18 protein-coding genes are annotated in these 20,080 nt (G+C 72.8%); 11 read left to right on the top strand and 7 right to left on the bottom strand.

Translation table 11 applies throughout. The features are described from left to right. The first annotated feature begins 36 nt into the window (after positions 1 to 36). The 3 genes from HHL19_RS22550 to HHL19_RS22540 all read left to right on the top strand — a co-directional run bounded on the left by HHL19_RS22550 (position 37) and on the right by HHL19_RS22540 (position 4,723). Positions 37 to 1,419, top strand: coding sequence for an MFS transporter (locus HHL19_RS22550; RefSeq protein WP_169092121.1), 1,383 nt, complete (start codon positions 37 to 39; stop codon positions 1,417 to 1,419). Positions 1,420 to 1,541: 122 nt separating this feature from the next. Further along, the gene (locus HHL19_RS22545) at positions 1,542 to 3,485 is read left to right on the top strand and encodes a GAF domain-containing protein (RefSeq protein WP_169092120.1); all 1,944 of its coding nucleotides are present in this window, start codon (positions 1,542 to 1,544) and stop codon (positions 3,483 to 3,485) included. Between the two features lie 134 nt (positions 3,486 to 3,619). Next, complete coding sequence (locus tag HHL19_RS22540) at positions 3,620 to 4,723, top strand: S1 family peptidase (RefSeq protein WP_240981833.1); 1,104 nt, start codon at positions 3,620 to 3,622, stop codon at positions 4,721 to 4,723. Between the two features lie 96 nt (positions 4,724 to 4,819). On the opposite strand, the gene HHL19_RS22535 is transcribed toward HHL19_RS22540, so the two are convergent. From HHL19_RS22535 to HHL19_RS22525, 3 genes are all read right to left on the bottom strand, one after another. Next, entirely contained in the window at positions 4,820 to 5,164 is a 345-nt protein-coding gene (locus tag HHL19_RS22535) for a DUF1801 domain-containing protein (protein ID WP_169092118.1), read from the bottom strand. A gap of 396 nt (positions 5,165 to 5,560) precedes the next feature. Next, positions 5,561 to 5,845, bottom strand: coding sequence for a pyrimidine/purine nucleoside phosphorylase (locus HHL19_RS22530; RefSeq protein ID WP_169092117.1), 285 nt, complete (start codon positions 5,843 to 5,845; stop codon positions 5,561 to 5,563). 230 nt (positions 5,846 to 6,075) lie between these two features. Then, positions 6,076 to 6,633, bottom strand: coding sequence for a TetR family transcriptional regulator C-terminal domain-containing protein (locus HHL19_RS22525; RefSeq protein ID WP_169092116.1), 558 nt, complete (start codon positions 6,631 to 6,633; stop codon positions 6,076 to 6,078). 86 nt (positions 6,634 to 6,719) lie between these two features. Here HHL19_RS22525 and HHL19_RS22520 point away from each other — a divergent pair, with 86 nt between their 5' ends. The 3 genes from HHL19_RS22520 (at position 6,720) to HHL19_RS22510 (ending at position 10,213) form a co-directional block, all read left to right on the top strand. Then, on the top strand, positions 6,720 to 7,880 hold the full coding sequence (locus HHL19_RS22520; RefSeq protein WP_169092409.1) for an FAD-dependent monooxygenase: 1,161 nt from the start codon (positions 6,720 to 6,722) through the stop codon (positions 7,878 to 7,880). A 160-nt stretch (positions 7,881 to 8,040) separates the two neighbouring features. Next, positions 8,041 to 9,759 (top strand): NAD(P)/FAD-dependent oxidoreductase, encoded by a 1,719-nt coding sequence (locus HHL19_RS22515; RefSeq protein ID WP_169092115.1) that lies wholly within the window; start codon positions 8,041 to 8,043, stop codon positions 9,757 to 9,759. Between the two features lie 10 nt (positions 9,760 to 9,769). Next, complete coding sequence (locus HHL19_RS22510) at positions 9,770 to 10,213, top strand: DUF6228 family protein (protein WP_169092114.1); 444 nt, start codon at positions 9,770 to 9,772, stop codon at positions 10,211 to 10,213. Positions 10,214 to 10,453: 240 nt separating this feature from the next. Here HHL19_RS22510 and HHL19_RS22505 read toward each other — a convergent pair whose 3' ends face one another. Further along, positions 10,454 to 10,798 (bottom strand): hypothetical protein, encoded by a 345-nt coding sequence (locus tag HHL19_RS22505; protein ID WP_169092113.1) that lies wholly within the window; start codon positions 10,796 to 10,798, stop codon positions 10,454 to 10,456. 163 nt (positions 10,799 to 10,961) lie between these two features. Next, positions 10,962 to 11,591: a TetR/AcrR family transcriptional regulator gene (locus HHL19_RS22500; RefSeq protein WP_169092112.1), complete on the bottom strand. Its 630-nt coding sequence runs from the start codon at positions 11,589 to 11,591 to the stop codon at positions 10,962 to 10,964. Between the two features lie 90 nt (positions 11,592 to 11,681). On the opposite strand from HHL19_RS22500, the gene HHL19_RS22495 reads away from it, so the two are divergent. Next, the gene (locus HHL19_RS22495) at positions 11,682 to 12,095 is read left to right on the top strand and encodes a DUF4345 domain-containing protein (RefSeq protein ID WP_169092111.1); all 414 of its coding nucleotides are present in this window, start codon (positions 11,682 to 11,684) and stop codon (positions 12,093 to 12,095) included. Positions 12,096 to 12,121: 26 nt separating this feature from the next. Here the strand turns inward: HHL19_RS22495 and HHL19_RS22490 are convergent, their stop codons facing one another. After that, positions 12,122 to 12,925 (bottom strand): alpha-ketoglutarate-dependent dioxygenase AlkB, encoded by an 804-nt coding sequence (locus HHL19_RS22490; protein WP_206325093.1) that lies wholly within the window; start codon positions 12,923 to 12,925, stop codon positions 12,122 to 12,124. Continuing rightward, a complete protein-coding gene (locus HHL19_RS22485) occupies positions 12,909 to 14,123 on the bottom strand; it encodes a hypothetical protein (RefSeq protein ID WP_169092110.1) in 1,215 nt (404 codons plus the stop codon). The genes HHL19_RS22490 and HHL19_RS22485 overlap by 17 nt, the downstream gene beginning before the upstream one ends. Before the next feature lie 274 nt (positions 14,124 to 14,397). Between HHL19_RS22485 and HHL19_RS22480 the strand changes: the two genes are divergently transcribed. From HHL19_RS22480 to xdhB, 4 genes are all read left to right on the top strand, one after another. Next, positions 14,398 to 14,793: an FKBP-type peptidyl-prolyl cis-trans isomerase gene (locus HHL19_RS22480; RefSeq protein ID WP_169092109.1), complete on the top strand. Its 396-nt coding sequence runs from the start codon at positions 14,398 to 14,400 to the stop codon at positions 14,791 to 14,793. A 75-nt stretch (positions 14,794 to 14,868) separates the two neighbouring features. Further along, positions 14,869 to 15,666, top strand: a complete 798-nt coding sequence (locus HHL19_RS22475) for a hypothetical protein (RefSeq protein WP_169092108.1) — start codon at positions 14,869 to 14,871, stop codon at positions 15,664 to 15,666. A 412-nt stretch (positions 15,667 to 16,078) separates the two neighbouring features. Further along, complete coding sequence (locus HHL19_RS22470; protein WP_169092107.1) at positions 16,079 to 17,623, top strand: FAD binding domain-containing protein; 1,545 nt, start codon at positions 16,079 to 16,081, stop codon at positions 17,621 to 17,623. Then, positions 17,620 to 20,079, top strand: coding sequence for a xanthine dehydrogenase molybdopterin binding subunit (gene xdhB / locus HHL19_RS22465; protein WP_169092106.1), 2,460 nt, complete (start codon positions 17,620 to 17,622; stop codon positions 20,077 to 20,079). The genes HHL19_RS22470 and xdhB overlap by 4 nt, the downstream gene beginning before the upstream one ends. Position 20,080 lies beyond the last annotated feature (1 nt).

Genomic DNA, 20,080 nt, shown 5'->3' with positions numbered 1-20,080 from the left:
CCCCGTCCCCCATCCGTACGTGAAACCGGTGAACCCATGTCTGACGCCACCACCCAGCCGAGAGGCCGCATCGGCCGTATCGTCGCCGCGAGCCTGATCGGTACCACCATCGAGTGGTACGACTTCTTCCTCTACGGCTCGGCCGCCGCGCTCGTCTTCAACACGCTGTTCTTCCCCAGCGCCGACCCGCTCGTGGGCACCCTGATCGCCTTCATCACGTACGCCATCGGCTTCGCCGCCCGCCCGCTCGGCGGGATCGTCTTCGGCCACTTCGGCGACAAGATCGGCCGCAAGAAGCTGCTGGTGCTCAGCCTGCTCATGATGGGCGGCGCGACGTTCGCGATGGGCCTGCTGCCCACGTACGAGACGATCGGCGTGTGGGCGCCGGTCCTCCTGACGGTGCTGAGGCTCGTCCAGGGCTTCGCCCTCGGCGGCGAGTGGGGCGGGGCGGTCCTGATCGTCTCCGAGCACGGCGGCGACAAGCACCGCGGATTCTGGGCGTCCTGGCCCCAGGCCGGCGCCCCCGGCGGCAACCTCCTCGCCACCGGCGTCCTGTCCCTGCTGGCCGCCGTCCAGTCGGACGCCGCCTTCCAGTCCTGGGGCTGGCGCATCCCGTTCCTGCTCTCCGGACTGCTCGTCATGATCGGTCTGTGGATCCGCGTCTCGGTCTCCGAGTCCCCGGTGTTCCTGGAGGCGCAGGCCAAGGCGGAGGCGGCGGCCGCGGCCGGCGCGAAGGAGGAGGCGCCGGTCGTCGAGGTCTTCCGGCGCAGCTGGCGCGAGGTCCTGTCGGCGATCGGCACCCGCTTCGGCGAGAACATCTCGTACTACATCCTCACCTCCTTCCTCCTCGTGTACGTCACCGTCCACCTGGAGCTGCCGAAGAGCACCGCCCTGAACGCCGTCCTGATCGGCTCGGCCGTCCACTTCGTCACCATCCCGCTGTGGGGCGCGCTCTCCGACCGCATCGGCCGGCGCCCGGTGACGCTGATCGGCTCGGCGGGCATGGCGGTGTGGGCGTTCGTCTTCTTCGGGCTCGTCGACTCGAAGTCGTTCGTCGTGATCACCCTGGCCGTCACGGCCGGTCTGCTGCTGCACGGCGCGATGTACGGGCCGCAGGCCGCCTTCATCTCGGAGATGTTCGACACCAAGGTCCGTTACTCCGGTGCCTCCATGGGCTCCCAGCTGGCGTCGATCCTCGCCGGCGCCCTCGCCCCCATCATCGCGGTCGAACTCCTCAAGGACTACGGCAGCTCCACACCCATCAGCGTCTACCTCTGCGCGGCCGCCGTGATCACCACCCTCACCGTCGCCGTCACCCGCGAGACACTCGGCCGTGACCTCACCCGCAACCACAAGGACGAACGGACCACGGCGGCCCCCGCGACCACCACCGCCGCCGCGGTCGGCGACCGGTCGTAGAGCTCCCCCCCTCCGGCCGCCGTCATCACCGGCTGATGACGGCGGCCAGGTCTGCCCGTACACACACCCACTCACCCACCCACTCACCCACCCACCCAGCCACCCGGTCGCGAGGAGGCCCCATGACCGCCGGCCGACGAACCGAGCCCCGTACGGCGTCCCCCACCGAGGCGGCCGCGCGCCGCCTCCTCGACCTCCTTGCGGCCGGTGCGCCCGGCGAGGAGCTCGCCGCGCAGGCCGCCAGGGCCCGGGCCGCCGGGGCCGCCCCGGGGGACGTGGCGTGGATCGAGGAGACCGCCGGGGCCGCACTGGCGGTGCGGCGGGTGCTCGACCAGTTCCGGCGCAGGGAGGCGGAGTTGGTCGCCCTGTACGACACGGCGGGCGACCTGGCGGGCCTGCGGGACCTCGACGCGGTGCTGCGGGCCATCGTCCGGCGGGCCCGTACGCTGCTCGGCTCGGACGTTGCGTATCTGACGCTGAACGACCCGGCCGCCCACGACACGTTCATGCGGGTCACCGAAGGATCCGTGTCGGCCGCCTTCCAGCAGTTGCGGCTCGGCATGGGCGAGGGCCTGGGCGGACTGGTCGCGCAGACCGCCCGCCCGTACGCGAGCACGGACTACCGCACCGACCACCGCTACCGGCACACCGGGACCATTGACGACGGCGTCGCCGAGGAAGGGCTCCGCGGCATCCTCGGCGTCCCGCTCCGGCTGGGCGAGGAGATCATCGGGGTCCTCTTCGCGGCCGACCGCTCCCCGCGCGAGTTCACCCCCGAGGCCATCGCCCTCCTCGCCTCGCTCGCCGACCACGCGGCCGTCGCCATCGACAGCGCCCGCCGCCTGGACGAGACCCGCACCGCCCTCGCCCGACTCGAAGCCGCCAACGCGACCGCCCGCGCCCACAGCGAGGCCCTCCACCTGGCGTCCGACGCCCACGACCGGCTCTCCAAGCTGGTGTTGCGCGGTGCCGGCACCGACGAGGTCGCCGCCGAGATCGCGGTGCTGCTCGGTGGGGGAGTGGCCGTCCACGACACCGACGGCAGCGAACTCGCCCGGATCGGCACCGGGCCGGTGACGCCCGCCGCCGCGAGCCTGGCGGCCTCGCGCACCGAGGGCAGGGCGGTACGCGCGGACGGCGTCTGGACCTGCGCCGTGCTCGCCGGCGCCGAACCGCTCGGCAGCATCGTGCTGACCGGCCGCGGCGACCTCTCCGAGGCGGACCGGCGCCTGTTCGAACGGTCGGCGCTGGTCACGGCGATGCTGCTGCTGGTCCGCCGCTCGGTCGCCGAGACCGAGGACCGGGTGCGCGGCGAACTCCTCGACGACCTGCTCGCGGGCCCCGCCTCCTCGGCCCACTGGGACCCGGGCAGCCTCGCGCTGCGCGCCCGGCGCCTCGGCGTGGACCTCGCCCGCCCCCACGCCGTCGCGGTCGTCGACTGCGAACCCGCGCTGCGTTCCCGGCTCGCCGCGGAGGCCGGCCGCGTGGCGCGCGGGCTCGGCGGCCTGGCGGGCAGCCGCCGGGGCCGTACCGTCCTGCTCGTGCCGGGCGACGAGGCCGGCGCCCTCGCCGACGCGCTCGCGGCGGGCCTGGCCCGGGCCGTCGGCGCACCCGTCACCGTGGGCACGGCGGGCCCCGGCACCGGCCCCGACCGCCACGCCGCCCTCCACGCCGAGGCCGTCCGCTGCCTCACCGCGCTCCACGCCCTGGGCCGCACCGGGGAGGGCGCCGACGTCGCCGCCCTCGGCTTCGTCGGCGTCCTGCTCGGCGACCGCGCCGACATCACGGCGTACGTCGACCGCGTCCTCGGCCCCGTCCTCGCCTACGACGCCGAACGCGGCACCGAACTGGTCCGCACCCTGTACGCGTACTACGACCAGGGCGCGAGCCTCGCCCGCGCCAAGGACGCCCTCCACGTCCACGTCAACACGGTCGTGCAGCGCCTCGACCGCGTCGCCCAACTCCTCGGCCCCGACTGGAACACCCCCGGCAGCGCCCTGGAACTCCACCTGGCCCTCCGCCTCCACCGACTGTCCCGGCCCGGGACGCACCTGGTATGGACCTGACAAATGAAGCCCGCTACCGTAGCCGGAGAGCGCTCTGAGAGCGCTCTCAGCGTTTGGCTTCCCCCACACCAGGAGGTTCCGTGAAACGCACCACCCTGCTCCCCTTCACCTCTCTGGGCGCCGCCGTCTGCGCCCTGCTCCTGACGGTCGGTCTCGGCGCGTCCTCGGCGACCGCCGCCCCGCTCCCGGAGCCCGCCGCGCCGCCGTCGGCGTCCGCCGGACTCCTCGACGCCATGCGGCAGGACCTCGGGCTCACCGCGGCGCAGGCCGAGGAACGGCTGCGCGCCGAGAAGGCGGCCACCGAGGTGGAGAGGACCGCCCGGCAGCGCGCGGGCGCCGCCTACGGCGGCTCCTGGTTCGACCCCGCGGCCGGCCGGCTCGTCGTCGCCGTCACCGACCGCGCCAAGGAACGCGACGTACGGGCCCTGGGCGCCGACACCCGCCTCGTCCGGCACAGCGCCACCGCGCTGGACCGGGCCAAGGCGCGCCTCGACGGCCTCCGGGCCCCCGCCGGAGTGGCCGGCTGGCACGTCGACCCGAGGGCCAACAGCGTCGTGGTCGACGTCGTACGCGCCGAGCGCCACACCCCCGCCGTACGGGCCTTCCTCGACCGAGCCCGCGCCGACGGCCTCGTGACCGTCGCCGAGACGGCCGAGGCGCCCCGCACCTACGCGGCGGGCACCGTGGGCGGCGACCCGTACTACACCGGCAACGTCCGCTGCTCGATCGGCTTCTCCGTGCACGGGGGCTTCGTGACGGCCGGTCACTGCGGGCGGGCCGGCGCGGCCGTGCGCGGCTGGGACGGCTCCGCCATGGGCACGTTCCAGGGCTCGTCGTTCCCCGGCGACGACTACGCGTACGTCTCGATCCACAGCGGCTGGTGGACGGTACCCGTCGTCCTCGGCTGGGGCACCGTCCCCGACCAGCTCGTACGCGGCTCCGCCGAGGCCCCGGTCGGCGCGTCGATCTGCCGCTCGGGCTCGACCACGCGCTGGCACTGCGGCACCGTCCTGGCCAAGAACCAGACGGTCAACTACAGCCAGGGCGCGGTGTACCAGATGACCAAGACCAGCGTCTGCGCCGAGGGCGGCGACTCCGGCGGCTCGTTCCTGAGCGGCGACCAGGCCCAGGGCGTCACCTCCGGCGGCTGGGGCAACTGCTCCTCCGGCGGCGAGACGTGGTTCCAGCCGGTCAACGAGATCCTCAACCGCTACGGCCTGCGCCTGCACACGGCCTGAGGCCCCGTACGACCTCACCCGGGCGAGGCCGGCGATCCCTCCGCCGGCCTCGCCCCGGGCTCGTGAGCGGGCGGGGGTGCGGGTGCGGGGTGCGGTTCATCCCGTGATCTCGGCCAGGCGGTGGCGGACGAGGTCGGCGACGACGTCGTCGGGGAGCGGGTGGTCGGCGGTGAAGCGGACGGTTCCCTTCGACAGGTCGAAGCCGGCCAGCCGTTCCCGCACCGCGTCGACCGCCTCCGGGCTGAACGGGAAGACGCTCAGGTGGTCCTTGGCGGCCCGGAACCCGAGGAGCGGTTTGCCGCCGTGCCGCAGGGCCGCCATGCCGTAGCTCCGTCCGTCCTCCGCCTCCGGCGCGACCCGCAGCGCGATCGCCCGGATCCGCCGGAAGGCGTCCCGCGAGGCCGCGTCCAGTCCGTCGAAGTACTCCTCGACCTCGGTCATCCCCGGCGTACCCCTTCGTCGAACCGGCCCACCATCCGGAACGGAAGCATTCCACGGCACCGGCGGCAGAGCGGGTACCGACGCCCGCACCACCCGTGCCGCCGCGCGTCGACACCTCGCCGACGCCACCTCTACGGCTCCGAGCGCGACCGCCCGCAGCAGCGCCGGCCCGTCCGGCCGCCGGAGGAGCAGCAGTCGGTAGGCGGCCGTCGACGACGGGGGCAGAGCTCACGCATCATCGCGTGGAGGGCGTCCGCGTCGGCGAAGGCCGACCGTTCGACGAAGAGGAACTCCCGGTGGTCGCGCACTCAGGCGCGGGGGCGTACTCGTCGCCGTACAGGCACCGCGCACGCTCTGTCAGTGCGCTGTGCACGAGCGCTCTCCGCCGGACCGTACCTAGTCGCGGTACTCGCAGAGGTAGGCGGTCTCCTCGGCGACCTTGAGCCGGAACGTGCTGTCGGCGGGGACGTCGAACTTCTCGCCGGCGTCGAAGGTCCGCCAGTCGTCGGAGCCGGGCAGCTTCACGGTCAGGCCGCCGCTGACCACGTGCATGATCTCCCGCTTGCCGGTGCCGAACTCGTAGTCGCCGGGGGCCATGACGCCGACCGTCGCGGGCCCCTCGGCGCCCGTGAAGGCGATGGACTTGACCGTCCCGTCGAAGTACTCGTTGACCGTGAACATGGGTGTCCTCCAGGAAGCCGAGAAGGGCTGGATACCGGCTCGACAGGCCGGCCGCCGCAGCGTAGCCGCACGCTCGCGTCCCTTCTGATCCGGTCCGAATCCTGATCCTCGGGGACAGGGCCCGGGGCGGGAACGCCAGCAGACCCTCGGCCGCGGCCGGGGCCTCGGTCGGCCGGCAGGTGACCGTACGTACGCCGCGGCCGCCCATCGCCGCTCGTACGCACGCGTGCCTAGCGGAGTGCGGCGGCGACGAGGCCTTCGAGGGCCTCGCGCGGGACTTCGCCGCCGTTCACCAGCCGGTCGAAGACCATGCCGTCGACGCAGGTCAGCAGGGTGTGCGTGCGGGTCTCGGCATCCTTCACGCCCTGGTCGGCGAGAAACTGCCGGACGGCCTGGCGGCCGGCGTTCTCCCGGGGGACGAGGATCTCGCGCAGCTCCGGGACGCGGACGCTCTCGACGGCGCAGGCGTAGCGGGCGAGCGACCGGCGGCGGCCCTCGCCGACGAGCCGCTGCCGGGTGAGCGCCACCATGCCGTCCACCAGTTCCTCGGCGGTGCGCAGGGGCGGCAGCCCTTCGGCCGTCGTCCGCAGCTCCTCCTGGTCGAGCCGGACGAGCCGGGTGACGAGGGCGGTGAACAGGGCCGCGCGGGTGCGGAAGTACGCCGACGTGGTGCCGGACGGCAGTGCTGCCCGACGGTCGACCGCCCGATGGGTGAGGCCGCGGATCCCCTCGTCGGCGAGTACGTCGAGTGCCGCGTCCGCGAGGAGGGTGCGCCGGTCCGAAGTCATGCCGTCTTTCTACACCCGTAGAAGCCCGGCGGGAGAATCGGTACAGTCGACTTTCTACAGGTGTAGAAAGCAGGGGAGGCGGCATGGTGGTCGGAACGGCAGTGGTGGTCGGAGGCGGCATCGGCGGGCTCGCCGCCGCGATCGGCCTGCGCCGCATCGGATGGGAGGTACGAGTCGTCGAGCGCGCCCCGGTGCTCCAGGGCGCGGGCGCCGGCATCTCCCTGGCCGCCAACGGCCTCCGGGCACTGGACGAACTCGGCGTCGGCGAGGCCGTCCGGAGCGCGTCGCGGGGCCAGTACAGCGGCGGCACCCGAACGCCGGCGGGCGGTTGGCTGACCCGGATGGACGGCACGCTCCTGGAGAAGGCGGTCGGTACGCCGATCGTGGGCATCCCGCGCGCCACCCTCCACCGGCTGCTGCGCGAGGCCCTGCCCCCCGAATCCCTGCTGATCGGCTTCGACGCCGGCTCCGTCCGGCAGACCACCTCCGGCACGGTCCGCGTCGAAGGCGGTCGCGGGGAGGTCCTCGACGCGGACCTGGTGGTGGCCGCCGACGGCATCGGCAGCAAGATCCGCGGCGGGCTCTTCCCGGCCCATCCGGGACCGGTCCACAGCGGTTCGACCGTGCTCCGCGCCCTCACCGCCCAACCGGTCGACCTCCGCACCGACTTCGAACTGACCTGGGGGCAGGGAGCCGAATTCGGCCACATCGCCCTCCACGACGGACGGGCCGAATGGCACGCCGTCCTCAGCCTTCCCGCCGGCACACGGTTCCCCGACCCCCTGGCCGAACTGCGCCGACGGTTCCACGACTGGCACGACCCGATCCCCGCGCTGCTCGACGCGACCCGGCCCGACGCCGTGCTCCACCACGACATCGGCGAACTCCGCACGCCGCTCCCCTCGTACGCGGTCGGCCGCATCGCCCTGCTCGGCGACGCGGCCCACGCGATGACCCCCAACCTCGGGCAAGGCGCCTGCCAGGCACTGGAGGACGCGGTCACCCTGGCCGCCGCGCTCGCCACCGCGCCCACCACCGAAGCCGCGCTCACCCGTTACGACGCCGAGCGGCGACCCCGCAGCCAGGCGGTCGCGCGGGCCGCCCGCCAAGCCGGGCGCATGGGCCAGCAGCTCTCCCACCCCCTGGCCGTCACCCTGCGCAACACCGCGATGCGCCTCACCCCCTCCCGCACCGCGACGCGCATGATCCTGCGCCACCACGCCTGGACCCCACCCCGCCTGAATTGACCGCCCGGGACCCCGGGACGCAGGGGAGGCCGTGGCACCCCGACTCCCCATCCGGCTCCCTCCGTCCAGGTGAGTTCACGGCCTCCACCGCAACCCCACCCCCACTGGAACGTTCCACCAGGTGCCCCCGTCCCCCTCCCCACCTCCTGGAGCACCGCAGATGCCGACCCCTCGTGTCCCCCGGCGTCCCCGCGACCGGAACCGGCGGCCCGAAGGGGCGGAGGCGACGCGCGGCGTGCTGGTGGGGCGGGCGCCCGCGCCGGGCGAGGTGGGGGACGCGTACGACGCGGTCGTCATCGGCTCAGGGGTCGGCGGCCTGACGACAGCCGTCTGCCTCGCCCGGCAGGGGCGCAGGGTCGCGGTCTTCGAGCAGCACTACACCGCCGGCGGCTACACCCACGCCTACCGGCGACGCGGCTGGGAGTGGGACGTCGGCATCCACTACGTCGGGCAGCTCGCGCCGCGCGAGCCGGTCCGGGTGGTGTCCGACTACCTGACGGGCGGCGCGCTGCGGTGGGCGCCGCTGGGAGACCCGTACGACGAGTACCGGCTGGGCGGCGAGGTGCACCGGGCGCCCGTCGGATTCGCCGCCTACCAGGCCGGTCTGATCGAGCGCTTCCCGGCCGAACGGGCGGGGATCGAGGCACTGTTCAAGCTCGTCGCCCGCTGCCGGGCGACGCTTCCCGTGCTCGCGCTCGGCCGCCTCTCGGGCCCGGTGGCCCGCCGCCTGGCGGGTCTGTTGCGGCCGGCGGCCGTCCCGCCCGAGGCGCTGCGACCGGCTCGGGAGGTGGTCGCGGGCCTCGTCCGCGACGAGCGGCTCCGCCAGGCGGTGCTCACCCCCTCCGTCCTTCTCCTCGCCGACTCCTCCTCCAAGCTGCCGTTCTTCCTCGTCGCGGTGCTGTTCGAGCACTTCAGGACCGGTGCCTGGTACCCGGTGGGCGGCAGCGCCGCGATCGCCCGGGCGATGGTCGACCCCATCCGCGCCGCCGGGGGAGAGGTCTACGTCCGCACGCCGGTCGAACGGATCGAGCTGGACGGGACCCGGGCGACGGGCGTGGTCCTTGCGGACGGCACCCGGGTACGTGCCCCGGTCGTGGTGAGCGCGGTGGGCGCCCACCACACGTACCGCACCCTGCTGCCGAGCCGGTCCGCCTCCGACGCGCCGACCGCCCCGGTGCGGGCCGACCCCGTGCGCGGCCTGCGTGAGGGGTTCCCCTTCGTGCTCCTCTTCCTCGGCCTCGACGGAGACCCGGAGGAACTGGGCCTGCCCCGACACAACCTGATGGTCACCGACGGCGACTGCGACGCCTTCTTCGACGGCACGGGCGGGCACACCAGCGGCCTCTTCCTCTCCTTCTCCTCCGCCAAGGACCCGACCTGGACCGCGCGGTACCCCGGCCGGTCCACGGGCGAGATCCTCGCGTACGTCGACCCGGACCTGTTCGCCCCCTTCCACGGCTCGCACTGGCACGACCGCGATCCCGCCTACCTCGCCCTGAAGGCCGAACTCACCGGACGGCTCCTCGACCGGCTGTACCTCCACCTGCCCCGCACCAGGGGCCGGGTGGCGTACCACGAACTCGGCACCCCGCTGACGGCCGAGCACTTCACCCGCTGGCCGGGCGGCAGCCTCTACGGCCTCGCCAAGGACGTCGCCGCGTTCGGCGACGGCACCCGCCCCGGCCTCGCGGACCGCCTGCGCCCCCGCACCGAGTTCGACGGCCTGTACCTCTCCGGCCAGGACGTCCTGGCCGGCGGCTTCCTCGGCGCGGCCACCGGCGGCCTCCTGGCCGCCCACGAAGCCCTCGACCGCCCCGGCCGCTCCCGCCTGTGGCGGTCACTCCTGAAACACGTGGTCCGCCCCGAGGCCGCGGGCTGACGTTCCGTCCGTGATCGCTGCAGAAGAGGACCTCGACGACAGACCCGGCGTCCTGATCCGCTGTCAGGAGAACGCGTCCGTGAGCGTGCGGCTCTGCGACCGGTTCGGCTTCGACGCGGACTCGGTGCACTACGCGGTCGAGCTGCGGGCCCCGGGGCTGACCGCCCGGGCCGACGAGGTCGTCTCCTGGAGGCGGGACGGCGATCTCGCGCCCTTCCTGGACGCGCTCGCCGCCGACTACCGGGGTTGGGACGGCGAGCGGAACTGGCGGACCGACGACCGGGATCTCGCCGTGTCGGCGGCGTTCCGGTCCCGCGGGCGCATCGGGTTGACCTGGACGCTCAGGCCGTGGCCGACGGCCGTCGGTGGCTGGGCCGCGTCGGTGACCACCTGGCTGGAGGCCGGTGAGCAGATGGCTTCCCTGGCCGCCGACGTGCGCCACTTCCTCGGCTGAGTGCCGAAGTGAGGGCGCAGGGGCCTCGCTCCGCCCCCCTCCGCCTCGCCGCCCCTCCGTCGTCAGAGCGAGGTGAGCCGGTCCGCCACGAGGCCGTGCAGGGGCGCCCAGAACACCTCGGTGAACAGGCCCGGGTGACTACGTCCGCGTCGAGGTCATCGTCGCCGCCTTCGCACTGCTCGTCGCCGCCCTGGGCTGACCCGGACCCCGAGGACCCGGGTCCCCTGGCGTCGCCGTGGGTCAGGAGAAGGCGACCGACCGCACGAGCAGGCGCTCCGAGGCGCCGCCGCCCGGGCGCAGGATGTAGAACGCCTCGCCCTCGCAGTTCGCCTTCAGGAAGACCACCGCCGTCGCGTCGGTGCGGTTCTTCGGCGCGTAGGCGGCCGAGCCGGGCTCCGAGCCCGGCCCCTGGATGTCGATGCAGGTGCCGCTCTCGGGGTTGTTCAGGAAGCCGACCGCCTCGTACCCGTCGGCCGTCCGGTACGTGTAGCGGAACTGCCCCTCGGCGGCGGAGGCCGAACCGGGGACGGTGATCAGGAGGAGGGCGGCGCCGGCGGCGGAAGCCAGGGCGGAGCGAAGACGCATGGGGTGGGTTTCCTTGTTTACGGTCGGGTTCCGCGGAGAAGCGGAGGTGGCACTGCGAGCGCTGCCCCTCGCGACGGCGAGCCATTCCCGATGTCACCCGGACGGGTGCTGCGGAATCGTTTGCCCAGCTCAAGTGGGGGTGCGGGCCCCGCACCGGCGGGCCCTACGCGCCCCCTCCAGGCCGCCCGGACGGCCAGTCGGGCGCGGGGTCCTCCGCGAGGAGCGGCCGGAGCGCGCCCACCACCGCGCCGATGCAGACGTCCCGCAACCGGGTGCGGGTGCACGTCTCGTGGGCGAGCCAGTCGACGCAGAGCACCTGCACGAAGACCAGCCAGCTCTTCAGGACGCCGGACACCGCCTCGCGGGTGCGCGCGTCCGTCACCGGGAGACCTGCCAGCAGCCGCGCGCGCAGGGCGTCCAGCTCGTTCGTCATGATCGTCTGGATGACGGGATCGCCGGCGAGGACCCGGTTCGCGGCGAGGACGGCGTTGCGGTTCGCCACGAAGTAGTCGATGTGGACGTCCATGCCCTGGACGAGCTGCTCCACCAGGGAGTCGGCGGGGTCGAAGCGCGTCTCGGCGAGCAGCCGGTCCGCCGCCTGCTGGTACACGGCGGCGAAGAGGGCGTGCTTGCTGGGGAAGTGGCGGTAGAGCAGGGCCCGGGAGACCCCGGCCTCCTCCGCGACCTCCTCCATCAGGACGTCGTCGTACGGGCGGGCCGCGAAGAGCCGCGCACCGACGGCGAGGAGCTGGGCGCGGCGGTCGGCGGGATCGAGGCGTCGGCGGGGAGGCATGAGCCGAAGCCTAGTTGACATGTGTCCACCAGGGGCCCACGCTACGAGACACACGTCTACTTAACTCCACCGCCACGGCTCGGAGGGAACATGGCCAGGACTCTGCGCACACTCACACGACTGATGGGCTGGTCTTGCGTCGCGATCGGTCTGTACCACGTGCTCCTCGGCAACGCGGCGCTCCCCGGCGCGGCTTCGGCCGGCGCGACGGTCGACAGCTGGGGCCGCTTCATGGGCGCCGCCTTCGTCGGCTACGGCCTCGCCTGGCTCTGGGCCGCCCGCCGACGCCCCATCCCCGCCCAGGCGGTACGGCTTCTGGCCGCGGTCTTCCTCCTCGGCGGCGCCGGCCGCCTGCTCTCCCTCGCCATGCACGGCTGGCCCCACGGCTTCCAGATCGCCCTGACAGTCATCGAACTCGCCCTCCCCCCGGTCTTCTTCTGGCTGGCCACCGCGGACGAGCACCCTCGACACGAAGACGCGGAGCGCTCCACGGCCGCGCGGTGAGCACACGGCCGACGTCCCGTCATCGCTCACGAGCCGGGGGCGGGCGCGGGCGGTATCAGGTCGCTCTCGCTGACGGTGTACGTCAGCGCGGGGTAGGTGAAGGCGGTCTCTTCGTTCTCGCGGCGTCGCAGTCCGTAGAACTCGCGCCGCTGTTCGTCGTCGGCGGAGGTGAGGCGGGCGCCCTGGGGGAGGTACGGATGACCGTCGCGGAAATGGACGATCGTCTTGGACGTCCGGAACGTGACACCCAGCCAAGGATTGCCATCGGGCTGGGCGGCGGTCGCCGTCCCGGGTGGAGTGTCGAGGACGATCCGGTGTCTGAAGCGGCGATTCGACGCGACGGAGAACGCGACGACACTGTTGTGGGTGAGGGCGATCTCGTACGTCTCGCCGCTGTCCTCCTTCGACTCGACGATCAGTTTTCTCGGCGGGGTCGATTCGGGAGTCCGGTAGCAGGAGAAGACGGCGATGGACGACGCGTCCGCGAGATCCAGGGCCTGGTCGGAGTGGCTTCCCATCTTTCGATACGCGTCCGTGTAGATCTCGATGAGCGCGTTGTCGAAGCCGATCGGAATCCCCGCGCACGCTTGGACCCGCTGTGCAAGGCGCTCGTGCACCACGTGGAATCGCTGCGTCGGACGGTCGTATCGCGTGGTGGTGCGGACGAGAGGCACGCCGCCCGTCTCGTCGACCTTGGCGAGCGTCGCGCCGCGCCGGCCCTTTCCGAGGTCTTCGAGGTGGGCGGAGACGGAAAGCTCCGCGAAGGGGTTCTCCTCGAACCGCAGGGTACGGACGGTGATCTCGTCCGGGATCTCAGGCTCGGGGGGCAACGTAGTCTCCCGTGTTCATGCTGAACAGGAAATCGTGACCGTAGTCGATGAAGGCCGAGGTCCTGTTCTCCTCGGCGTACAGAGTGCGGAGCTTCTCCATGCCGTCCTCCGTGGGCGGTTCCAACGGCACGAGATCCCCGGCCACTTGGAGGAACGTCCGGCCGTCCTTGTGTACGGCTTCCGTGCCGGAGCAGCGCACCACGTATCCCAGGCGGGTCGGGAGCAGCGCCGCGTCCAGCGCCGACGGGCGGATCTCGTGCGTGTACAGGCGGTTGGTGGAGAGCGGCATGAAGAACACCGAGCCCGGATAGAGGGTGATGGTGAACTGCGTCGGCAGCGCCGCCCCGTCGAGTCGAGCCGACGGCTCCTTGAGCCGGAAGTGAAGTCGGGTCAGCCCGCTGACGCCCTTCACACCACGGTCGAAGGCGTCTTCGCGCAGGGGCCGCAGTTCGTCCAGCCCGTCGTAGAAGGTGCAGAAGGCCATGATGCCGTCGGCGGGCATGTCCTTGGTCTTGTCGGCGTGGGCCGAGATCTTCGCCTTCGACTGCTTGCGCTCCGCCGTGGCAAGGGTGTTGTGGTAGATCTGGGCGAGGACGTGATTGAGCGGCGCCTGATCCCGGAAGACGGTGGCCGCCTCCTCATTCAGGGCATCGACGATGAGCGTGTCGGTCGGCCGGAAACCTTCGGTCGGGCCCGACAGGTTCGTCGAGCACCGGAGCAGACGGAAGTGCAGGTCATCACCGACCCGCGTGACGGGCGTCAGATAGATCCCGCTGCGATGAGCCGTTCCGGGCTTGGTGGATTCCGTCAGCGACTGGAAGACGTGCTCGGCACGGATCCGTCCGAAGTGATCGGCGCCGGGGTCGAAGAAGCGGCGGTAGTACACACCGACGCCGTGGACGCGGAGCGGCACCCGGCCGAGATCGACGAGGGTACGAGACGGGTGAACGTCCTCGCGGTGCCCGTGCGAAAGCTCCCGGACGACGAACACCCGCGCAGCCGTGCGCAGATGGTCGTCATCGATGCCGGAGACGTCCCCGCACAGGTACACGGTCCTGCCGGCGAGGTCGTGCGCACCGGAAGCCAGCGCCTCCGGCGTGATGACGGTCCCGAAGAATTCCCCGATCACGTCGTGCTCGTGGGAGAGGGAGGAGGGTGCCACCAGGACGTGGTCCGCATCCTCGATGCGCGCATTCATCAAAAGCTCCCCGTCATCCGTCTCTTCATCCGTTCATTCATTCAGGTGCCCGTCCGGGCGGAGGGCGCGCCGCAGGAGCGGGAGGCACGGGACCCCCGAGGTGTGTGCGTACGACGGCGGGCGGATCGTACGTCACCGGTCGGCCCGCCGGTGCGCGAGGGGTGTCGGCGTCGCGGACGGCGCGACGAGGCGCGGCGCCGCACGTACGGTGGCCGTGACGACAACGACGACGATCGGCCGCCGCGCGTCCGGCGGAGAGAGTGCAGAGGCTGCGATGAGTGGACCGGCGAAGCCCGAGGTCGAGGTTCCCGAGGGGGACGCTCCCACCGAGCTGACCGTGCGCGACCTCGTCGTCGGCGACGGCCCGGAGGCGAAGCCGGGCACGGTCGTCCGGGTCCACTACGTCGGGGTGACGTTCGAGACCGGGAAGGAGTTCGACGCCTCCTGGGACCGGGGCGAGCCGTTCAAGTTCGCCCTGGGAGGCGGCCGGGTCATCAAGGGCTGGGACCGGGGCGTGAGGGGCATGAAGGTGGGCGGCCGGCGCGAGATCGTCGTCCCGCCGCGGCTCGGCTACGGCAAGCAGTCGCCCACGCCGCTGATCCCCGCGGGGTCGACCCTCGTCTTCGTCGTGGACCTCCTCTCCGTCGTGGGACCCGGGTCCGCGCGCTAGAGAGACCTGACCGGAGGGGCGGACCGGCGTGACCGCGAACCGTTCGTGTCAGAGGCCCGTGTGACACTCCCGCACATGTCACTCGCCCAGCTCAGCCTCACCCAGTGGCGGTCCCTCGACCTGTCCACGGCCCGTCACCTCGCCCGTGAAGCCGCGGAGCTGGTGGGCGGGCGCGTGACCGGCGTCGAGACCGTCGAACACCTCGGCGCGCCGTTGCACCGGGTACGGATCGAGCGGGAGGCGCAGGCGTTCGCGCTGATACCGGGTGGCCGGGTGACGCTCGGCTTCGACCTCGACGCCTGGCGGCCGGCACCCGAGCAGACCGCCGACTACGCGGCGAGCCTGGAACAGGGCTTCGGGGACGGCCCCGACCTGCGGGCCCATCTCGCGCGGGTCCTCAGCCCGCGGCGGAGCGTCGTCCTGGCCACCGTACTCATGGCCGTCGAGGACGAGGACCTGACCGAGCCGCCCGCCGACATGCCCGCCGCGCTCGCGGCGCGTGGCCTGCGCATGCCGAGTCCGGACGAATGGGAGCACGCCTGTGGGGCCGGCGCCACGACCCTGTTCCGATGGGGCGACGACTGCCCGCTCGACCGCGGCCCCTACGGCGCCGCGGACGGCCCGCAGCACCGGCCGAACGCCTTCGGCCTGCACATCGCCTACGACACCTACCGTACGGAACTGAGCAGCGACGTCACCGCGGTGCACGGCGGAGACGGCGGCGAGTCGGTGTGCGGCGGCTACGGCCACCTCCTGGGATGGCTGCCCCTGGCCACGGCCCATCGCAACCCCTCCACGGCCGAGTTCGTGTACGGCGCCGAAGGGGAAGGGCTCCACGAGGACTCCTCCACGCGCCCCGTGCTCCCGCTCTGAACCCCGTCCGCGATGCCGTCGGTCCCTTGCCGCCGGCTCCCGCCCTTGACCGATCAACCCGCAGGGCCCTAGTTTCATGCGCACCGACTCGCGGGTACGGAAAGGAGGCGAGGGCGGATGTCGATCTTCTCCGACCTGAATCGCCTCGCTCACCGGGCTGCCTGGGTTCCGGGTCGCGTAGCACACGGCTGCTGAAGCGGCCGCTCTTCCGGCGGGCCCTGCCGTGGCACCGCCGCTCTCGCTCTTTCCTCGTACTTTTCTCGTACATGCCGACCCCTGCCGTGCGCCGTCGTGTGGACGTCCGACGCGCGCGCCCGGGCCGGTTCTCCCACCACGCACCGACACAGAAGGCCGACATGGCGAACAGTCTCCATTCCGTTTGTACGACCCCGAGCCGAAGCGAGGGACGGTCGTGACCGAGGCGCGGATCACCGTGAACGGGCAGGAGGCGCCGATCGCTCCGGCGGCGGCCCACACCACCGTGCTGGACTTCCTGCGCGAGCGCGGCCTCACCGGTACCAAGGAAGGCTGCGCCGAGGGGGAGTGCGGTGCCTGCTCGGTGCTGGTGGCCCGGCCCGGCGTGCACAAGCCCACCGACTGGGTCGCGGTCAACGCCTGCCTGGTGCCGGTGGCGGCCCTCGACGGCCAGGAGATCGTCACCGCCGAAGGCCTCGCCACCCCCGGCGCGCCCGGCACGCCCCCCACCCTGCACCCCGTGCAGGAGGAGATGGCCGTGCGCGGCGGCTCCCAGTGCGGCTACTGCACCCCGGGATTCATCTGCAGCATGGCGTCGGAGTACTACCGGCCCGACCGCCGCGCACCCCACGGCGCCCCGGACACGGACACGGACACGGACACGGGGGCCACCGACGCCGACGCCACCCGCGCCGCCACCGACGCCCCTGACGCCGCCCACCACCACGAGCACGGCCCCAACGGCTTCGACCTGCACGCGTTGAGCGGCAACCTCTGCCGCTGCACCGGCTACCGGCCGATCCGGGACGCCGCGTTCGCCGTCGGCGACCCCGCCGCGGACGACCCGCTGGCGCGGCGCCGCGACCAGGCGCCGCCGGAGCCGGCCGCGACCCACTACACCCGGGACGGCCGTACGTTCCTACGGCCGGGCAGCCTCGCCGAGGCGCTCCGCGTGCTGCGCGAACGGCCCGAGGCGGTGGTCGTCTCCGGCGGCACCGACCACGGAGTCGAGGTGAACATCCGCTCCCGACGCGAGAGTTGCGTCGTCGCCGTCGACCGGCTCCCCGAACTGCGCGAGCTGCGCCGCGAGTCCGACCACATCGAGATCGGCGCCGCCCTGACCCTCACCGAGATCGAACGCCGGCTGGACGGCGAAGTACCGCTCCTCGCCGAGCTGTTCCCACAGTTCGCCTCCCGCCTGATCCGCAACAGCGCCACCCTCGGCGGCAACCTCGGCACCGGTTCGCCCATCGGCGACAGCCCGCCGGTGCTGCTCGCCCTCGACGCGTCCCTGGTGCTCGCCGACGCCGACGGGGAGCGCGTGGTCCCGCTGGCGGAGTACTTCACCGGCTACCGGCGGAGCATCCGCCGCCCCGACGAGCTGATCCGCGCCGTACGCGTCCCGCTGCCGCAGGCACCCGTCACGGCCTTCCACAAGATCGCCAAGCGCCGTTTCGACGACATCTCCAGCGTCGCCGTCGCCTTCGCGCTCGACATCGACGCCGAGGAAGGCACCATCCGGAAGGCGCGGATCGGGCTCGGCGGCGTCGCCGCCACCCCCATCCGCGCCCTCGCGACCGAGGCGGCCCTCGAAGGCAGGCCGTGGACGGCGGAGACCGTCGAGGCCGCCGCGTGCGAACTGCGCGGCGAGGGCACCCCGATGGACGACCACCGCGCCAGCGCCCTCTACCGCTCCGCGATGCTCGGCCAGAGCCTGCTGAAGCTGCACGCCCAGACCACCACCGAGGCGGTGTCGTCATGAGTCATCTCTCCGAGCGCCCCGAGAAGGCCGTCGTCGGCGTCTCCATGCCGCACGAGAGCGCCCAGCTGCACGTCACCGGCGCGGCGCTCTACACCGACGACCTGGTGCACCGCACCAAGGACGTCCTGCACGCCCACCCCGTCCAGGTCATGAAGGCCCACGGCCGGGTCACCGCCCTGCGCACCGAACCCGCGCTCGCCGTGCCCGGAGTGGTCCGCGTCCTGACAGGCGCCGACGTCCCCGGCGTCAACGACGCCGGCATGAAGCACGACGAGCCGCTCTTCCCCGACGAGGTCATGTTCCACGGCCACGCCGTGGCCTGGGTGCTCGGCGAGACCTTGGAGGCCGCCCGGCTCGGCGCCGCGGCCGTCGAGGTGGAACTCGACGAGAAGCCCGCCCTCGTCACCCTGGAGGAGGCGATCGCGGCCGGCAGCTACCACGGCGCCCGGCCGCTGATGGAGACCGGCGACATCGACGCCGGCTTCGCGGACTCCGCGCACGTGTTCAGCGGCGAGTTCCGCTTCTCCGGGCAGGAACACTTCTACCTGGAGACCCACGCGGCCCTGGCCCTCATCGACGAGAACGAGCAGGTGTTCGTCCAGAGCAGCACCCAACACCCCTCGGAGACGCAGGAGATCGTCGCGCACGTGCTCGGCGTACCCGCCCACGAGGTCACCGTGCAGTGCCTGCGCATGGGCGGCGGCTTCGGCGGCAAGGAGATGCAGCCGCACGGCTTCGCCGCCGTCGCCGCGCTCGGCGCCAAGCTGACCGGCCGACCCGTACGCTTCCGGCTCAACCGCACCCAGGACCTCACCATGTCCGGCAAGCGGCACGGCTTCCACGCCACCTGGAGGATCGGCTTCGACGCCGACGGCCGCATCCAGGCCCTCGACGCCACCCTGGTCGCGGACGGCGGCTGGAGCCTCGACCTCTCCGAGCCGGTGCTCGCCCGCGCCCTCTGCCACATCGACAACACCTACTGGATCCCGAACGCGCGCGTCGCCGGCCGCGTCGCCAGGACCAACACCGTCTCGAACACCGCCTTCCGGGGCTTCGGCGGCCCCCAGGGCATGCTGGTGATCGAGGACATCCTGGGCCGCTGCGCCCCGCTCCTCGGCCTCGACCCGATGGCGCTGCGGGAACGCAACTTCTACCGGCCGGGGCAGGGGCAGACGACGCCGTACGGCCAGCCGGTCACCCAGGCCGAGCGGATCACCGACGTCTGGCGGCAGGTCCAGGACGACGCCGGCCTCGCCGACCGCAGACGCGCCGTCGACGCCTTCAACGCCACGCACCCGCACACCAAGCGGGCGCTCGCGGTCACCGGCATCAAGTTCGGCATCTCCTTCAACCTCACCGCCTTCAACCAGGGCGGCGCGCTGGTGCTGATCTACAAGGACGGCTCCGTCCTGATCAACCACGGCGGCACCGAGATGGGCCAGGGGCTGCACACCAAGATGATGCAGGTGGCCGCGACCACGCTCGGCATCCCGCTGCACCGGGTGCGGCTGGCCCCGACGCGTACCGACAAGGTGCCCAACACCTCGGCGACCGCGGCCAGCGCGGGCACCGACCTCAACGGCGGGGCGATCAAGAACGCCTGCGAGCAGCTGCGCGAGCGCCTCCTCCGGGTGGCCGCCACCCGGCTGGGCGTCAACGCCTCCGACGTACGCGTCGTCGACGGCGTCGCCCGCGCCCTCGGCAGCGACGAGGAGCTCGCCTGGGACGACCTGGTGCGCACCGCGTACTTCCAGCGCGTGCAGCTCTTGGCGGCCGGCTACTACCGGACCGAGGGCCTGCACTGGGACGCGGCGTCCTTCCGAGGCTCCCCGTTCAAGTACTTCGCGCACGGCGCCGCCGCGACCGAGGTGGAGGTGGACGGCTTCACCGGCGCGTACCGCATCCGGCGCGTCGACATCGTCCACGACGTCGGCGACAGCCTCTCCCCGATGATCGACATCGGCCAGGTCGAGGGCGGCTTCGTGCAGGGCGCGGGCTGGCTGACCCTGGAGGACCTCCGCTGGGACACCGGCGACGGCCCGCACCGCGGCCGGCTGCTGACCCAGGCGGCGAGCACGTACAAGCTGCCCAGCTTCTCGGAGATGCCGGAGGAGTTCCACGTCAGGCTGATGGAGAATGCCACGGAGGAGGGCGCCGTGTACGGCTCCAAGGCCGTCGGCGAGCCTCCGCTCATGCTCGCCTTCTCGGTGCGCGAGGCGCTGCGGCAGGCCGCGGCGGCGTTCGGCCCGGCCGGAGTCAGCGTCGAGCTCGCCAGCCCGGCGACCCCGGAGGCGGTGTACTGGGCGATCGAGTCGGCGCGGGGTGGCGGGACCCGGACTGCAGCGAAGGGCGCGAAGGAAGCGAAGGAAGCGACGGCAGCGACGGCAGCGACGGCAGCGACGGAAGAGGCGAAAACAGCCGATATGACGGAATCGAACGTTCCGAGCCATGCCTGAC

Origin of the sequence: Streptomyces sp. R302, assembly GCF_012927245.1 — a bacterium.
GTDB lineage: Bacteria > Actinomycetota > Actinomycetes > Streptomycetales > Streptomycetaceae > Streptomyces.
The sequence above is the reverse complement of the archived record's forward strand: the minus strand, read 5'-3'. Positions and strand labels throughout refer to the sequence as shown.

Bases quoted from the DNA above. Each gene is read 5' to 3' on its own strand.
- HHL19_RS22550 (WP_169092121.1), top strand. From the start codon at position 37: ATGTCTGACGCCACCACCCAGCCGAGAGGCCGCATCGGCCGTATCGTC.
- HHL19_RS22545 (WP_169092120.1), top strand. From the start codon at position 1,542: ATGACCGCCGGCCGACGAACCGAGCCCCGTACGGCGTCCCCCACCGAG.
- HHL19_RS22535 (WP_169092118.1), bottom strand. From the start codon at position 5,164: ATGACCGAGGTCGAGGAGTACTTCGACGGACTGGACGCGGCCTCGCGG.
- HHL19_RS22530 (WP_169092117.1), bottom strand. From the start codon at position 5,845: ATGTTCACGGTCAACGAGTACTTCGACGGGACGGTCAAGTCCATCGCC.
- HHL19_RS22525 (WP_169092116.1), bottom strand. From the start codon at position 6,633: ATGACTTCGGACCGGCGCACCCTCCTCGCGGACGCGGCACTCGACGTA.
- HHL19_RS22515 (WP_169092115.1), top strand. From the start codon at position 8,041: ATGCCGACCCCTCGTGTCCCCCGGCGTCCCCGCGACCGGAACCGGCGG.
- HHL19_RS22505 (WP_169092113.1), bottom strand. From the start codon at position 10,798: ATGCGTCTTCGCTCCGCCCTGGCTTCCGCCGCCGGCGCCGCCCTCCTC.
- HHL19_RS22500 (WP_169092112.1), bottom strand. From the start codon at position 11,591: ATGCCTCCCCGCCGACGCCTCGATCCCGCCGACCGCCGCGCCCAGCTC.
- HHL19_RS22495 (WP_169092111.1), top strand. From the start codon at position 11,682: ATGGCCAGGACTCTGCGCACACTCACACGACTGATGGGCTGGTCTTGC.
- HHL19_RS22485 (WP_169092110.1), bottom strand. From the start codon at position 14,123: ATGAATGCGCGCATCGAGGATGCGGACCACGTCCTGGTGGCACCCTCC.
- HHL19_RS22480 (WP_169092109.1), top strand. From the start codon at position 14,398: ATGAGTGGACCGGCGAAGCCCGAGGTCGAGGTTCCCGAGGGGGACGCT.
- HHL19_RS22475 (WP_169092108.1), top strand. From the start codon at position 14,869: ATGTCACTCGCCCAGCTCAGCCTCACCCAGTGGCGGTCCCTCGACCTG.
- xdhB (WP_169092106.1), top strand. From the start codon at position 17,620: ATGAGTCATCTCTCCGAGCGCCCCGAGAAGGCCGTCGTCGGCGTCTCC.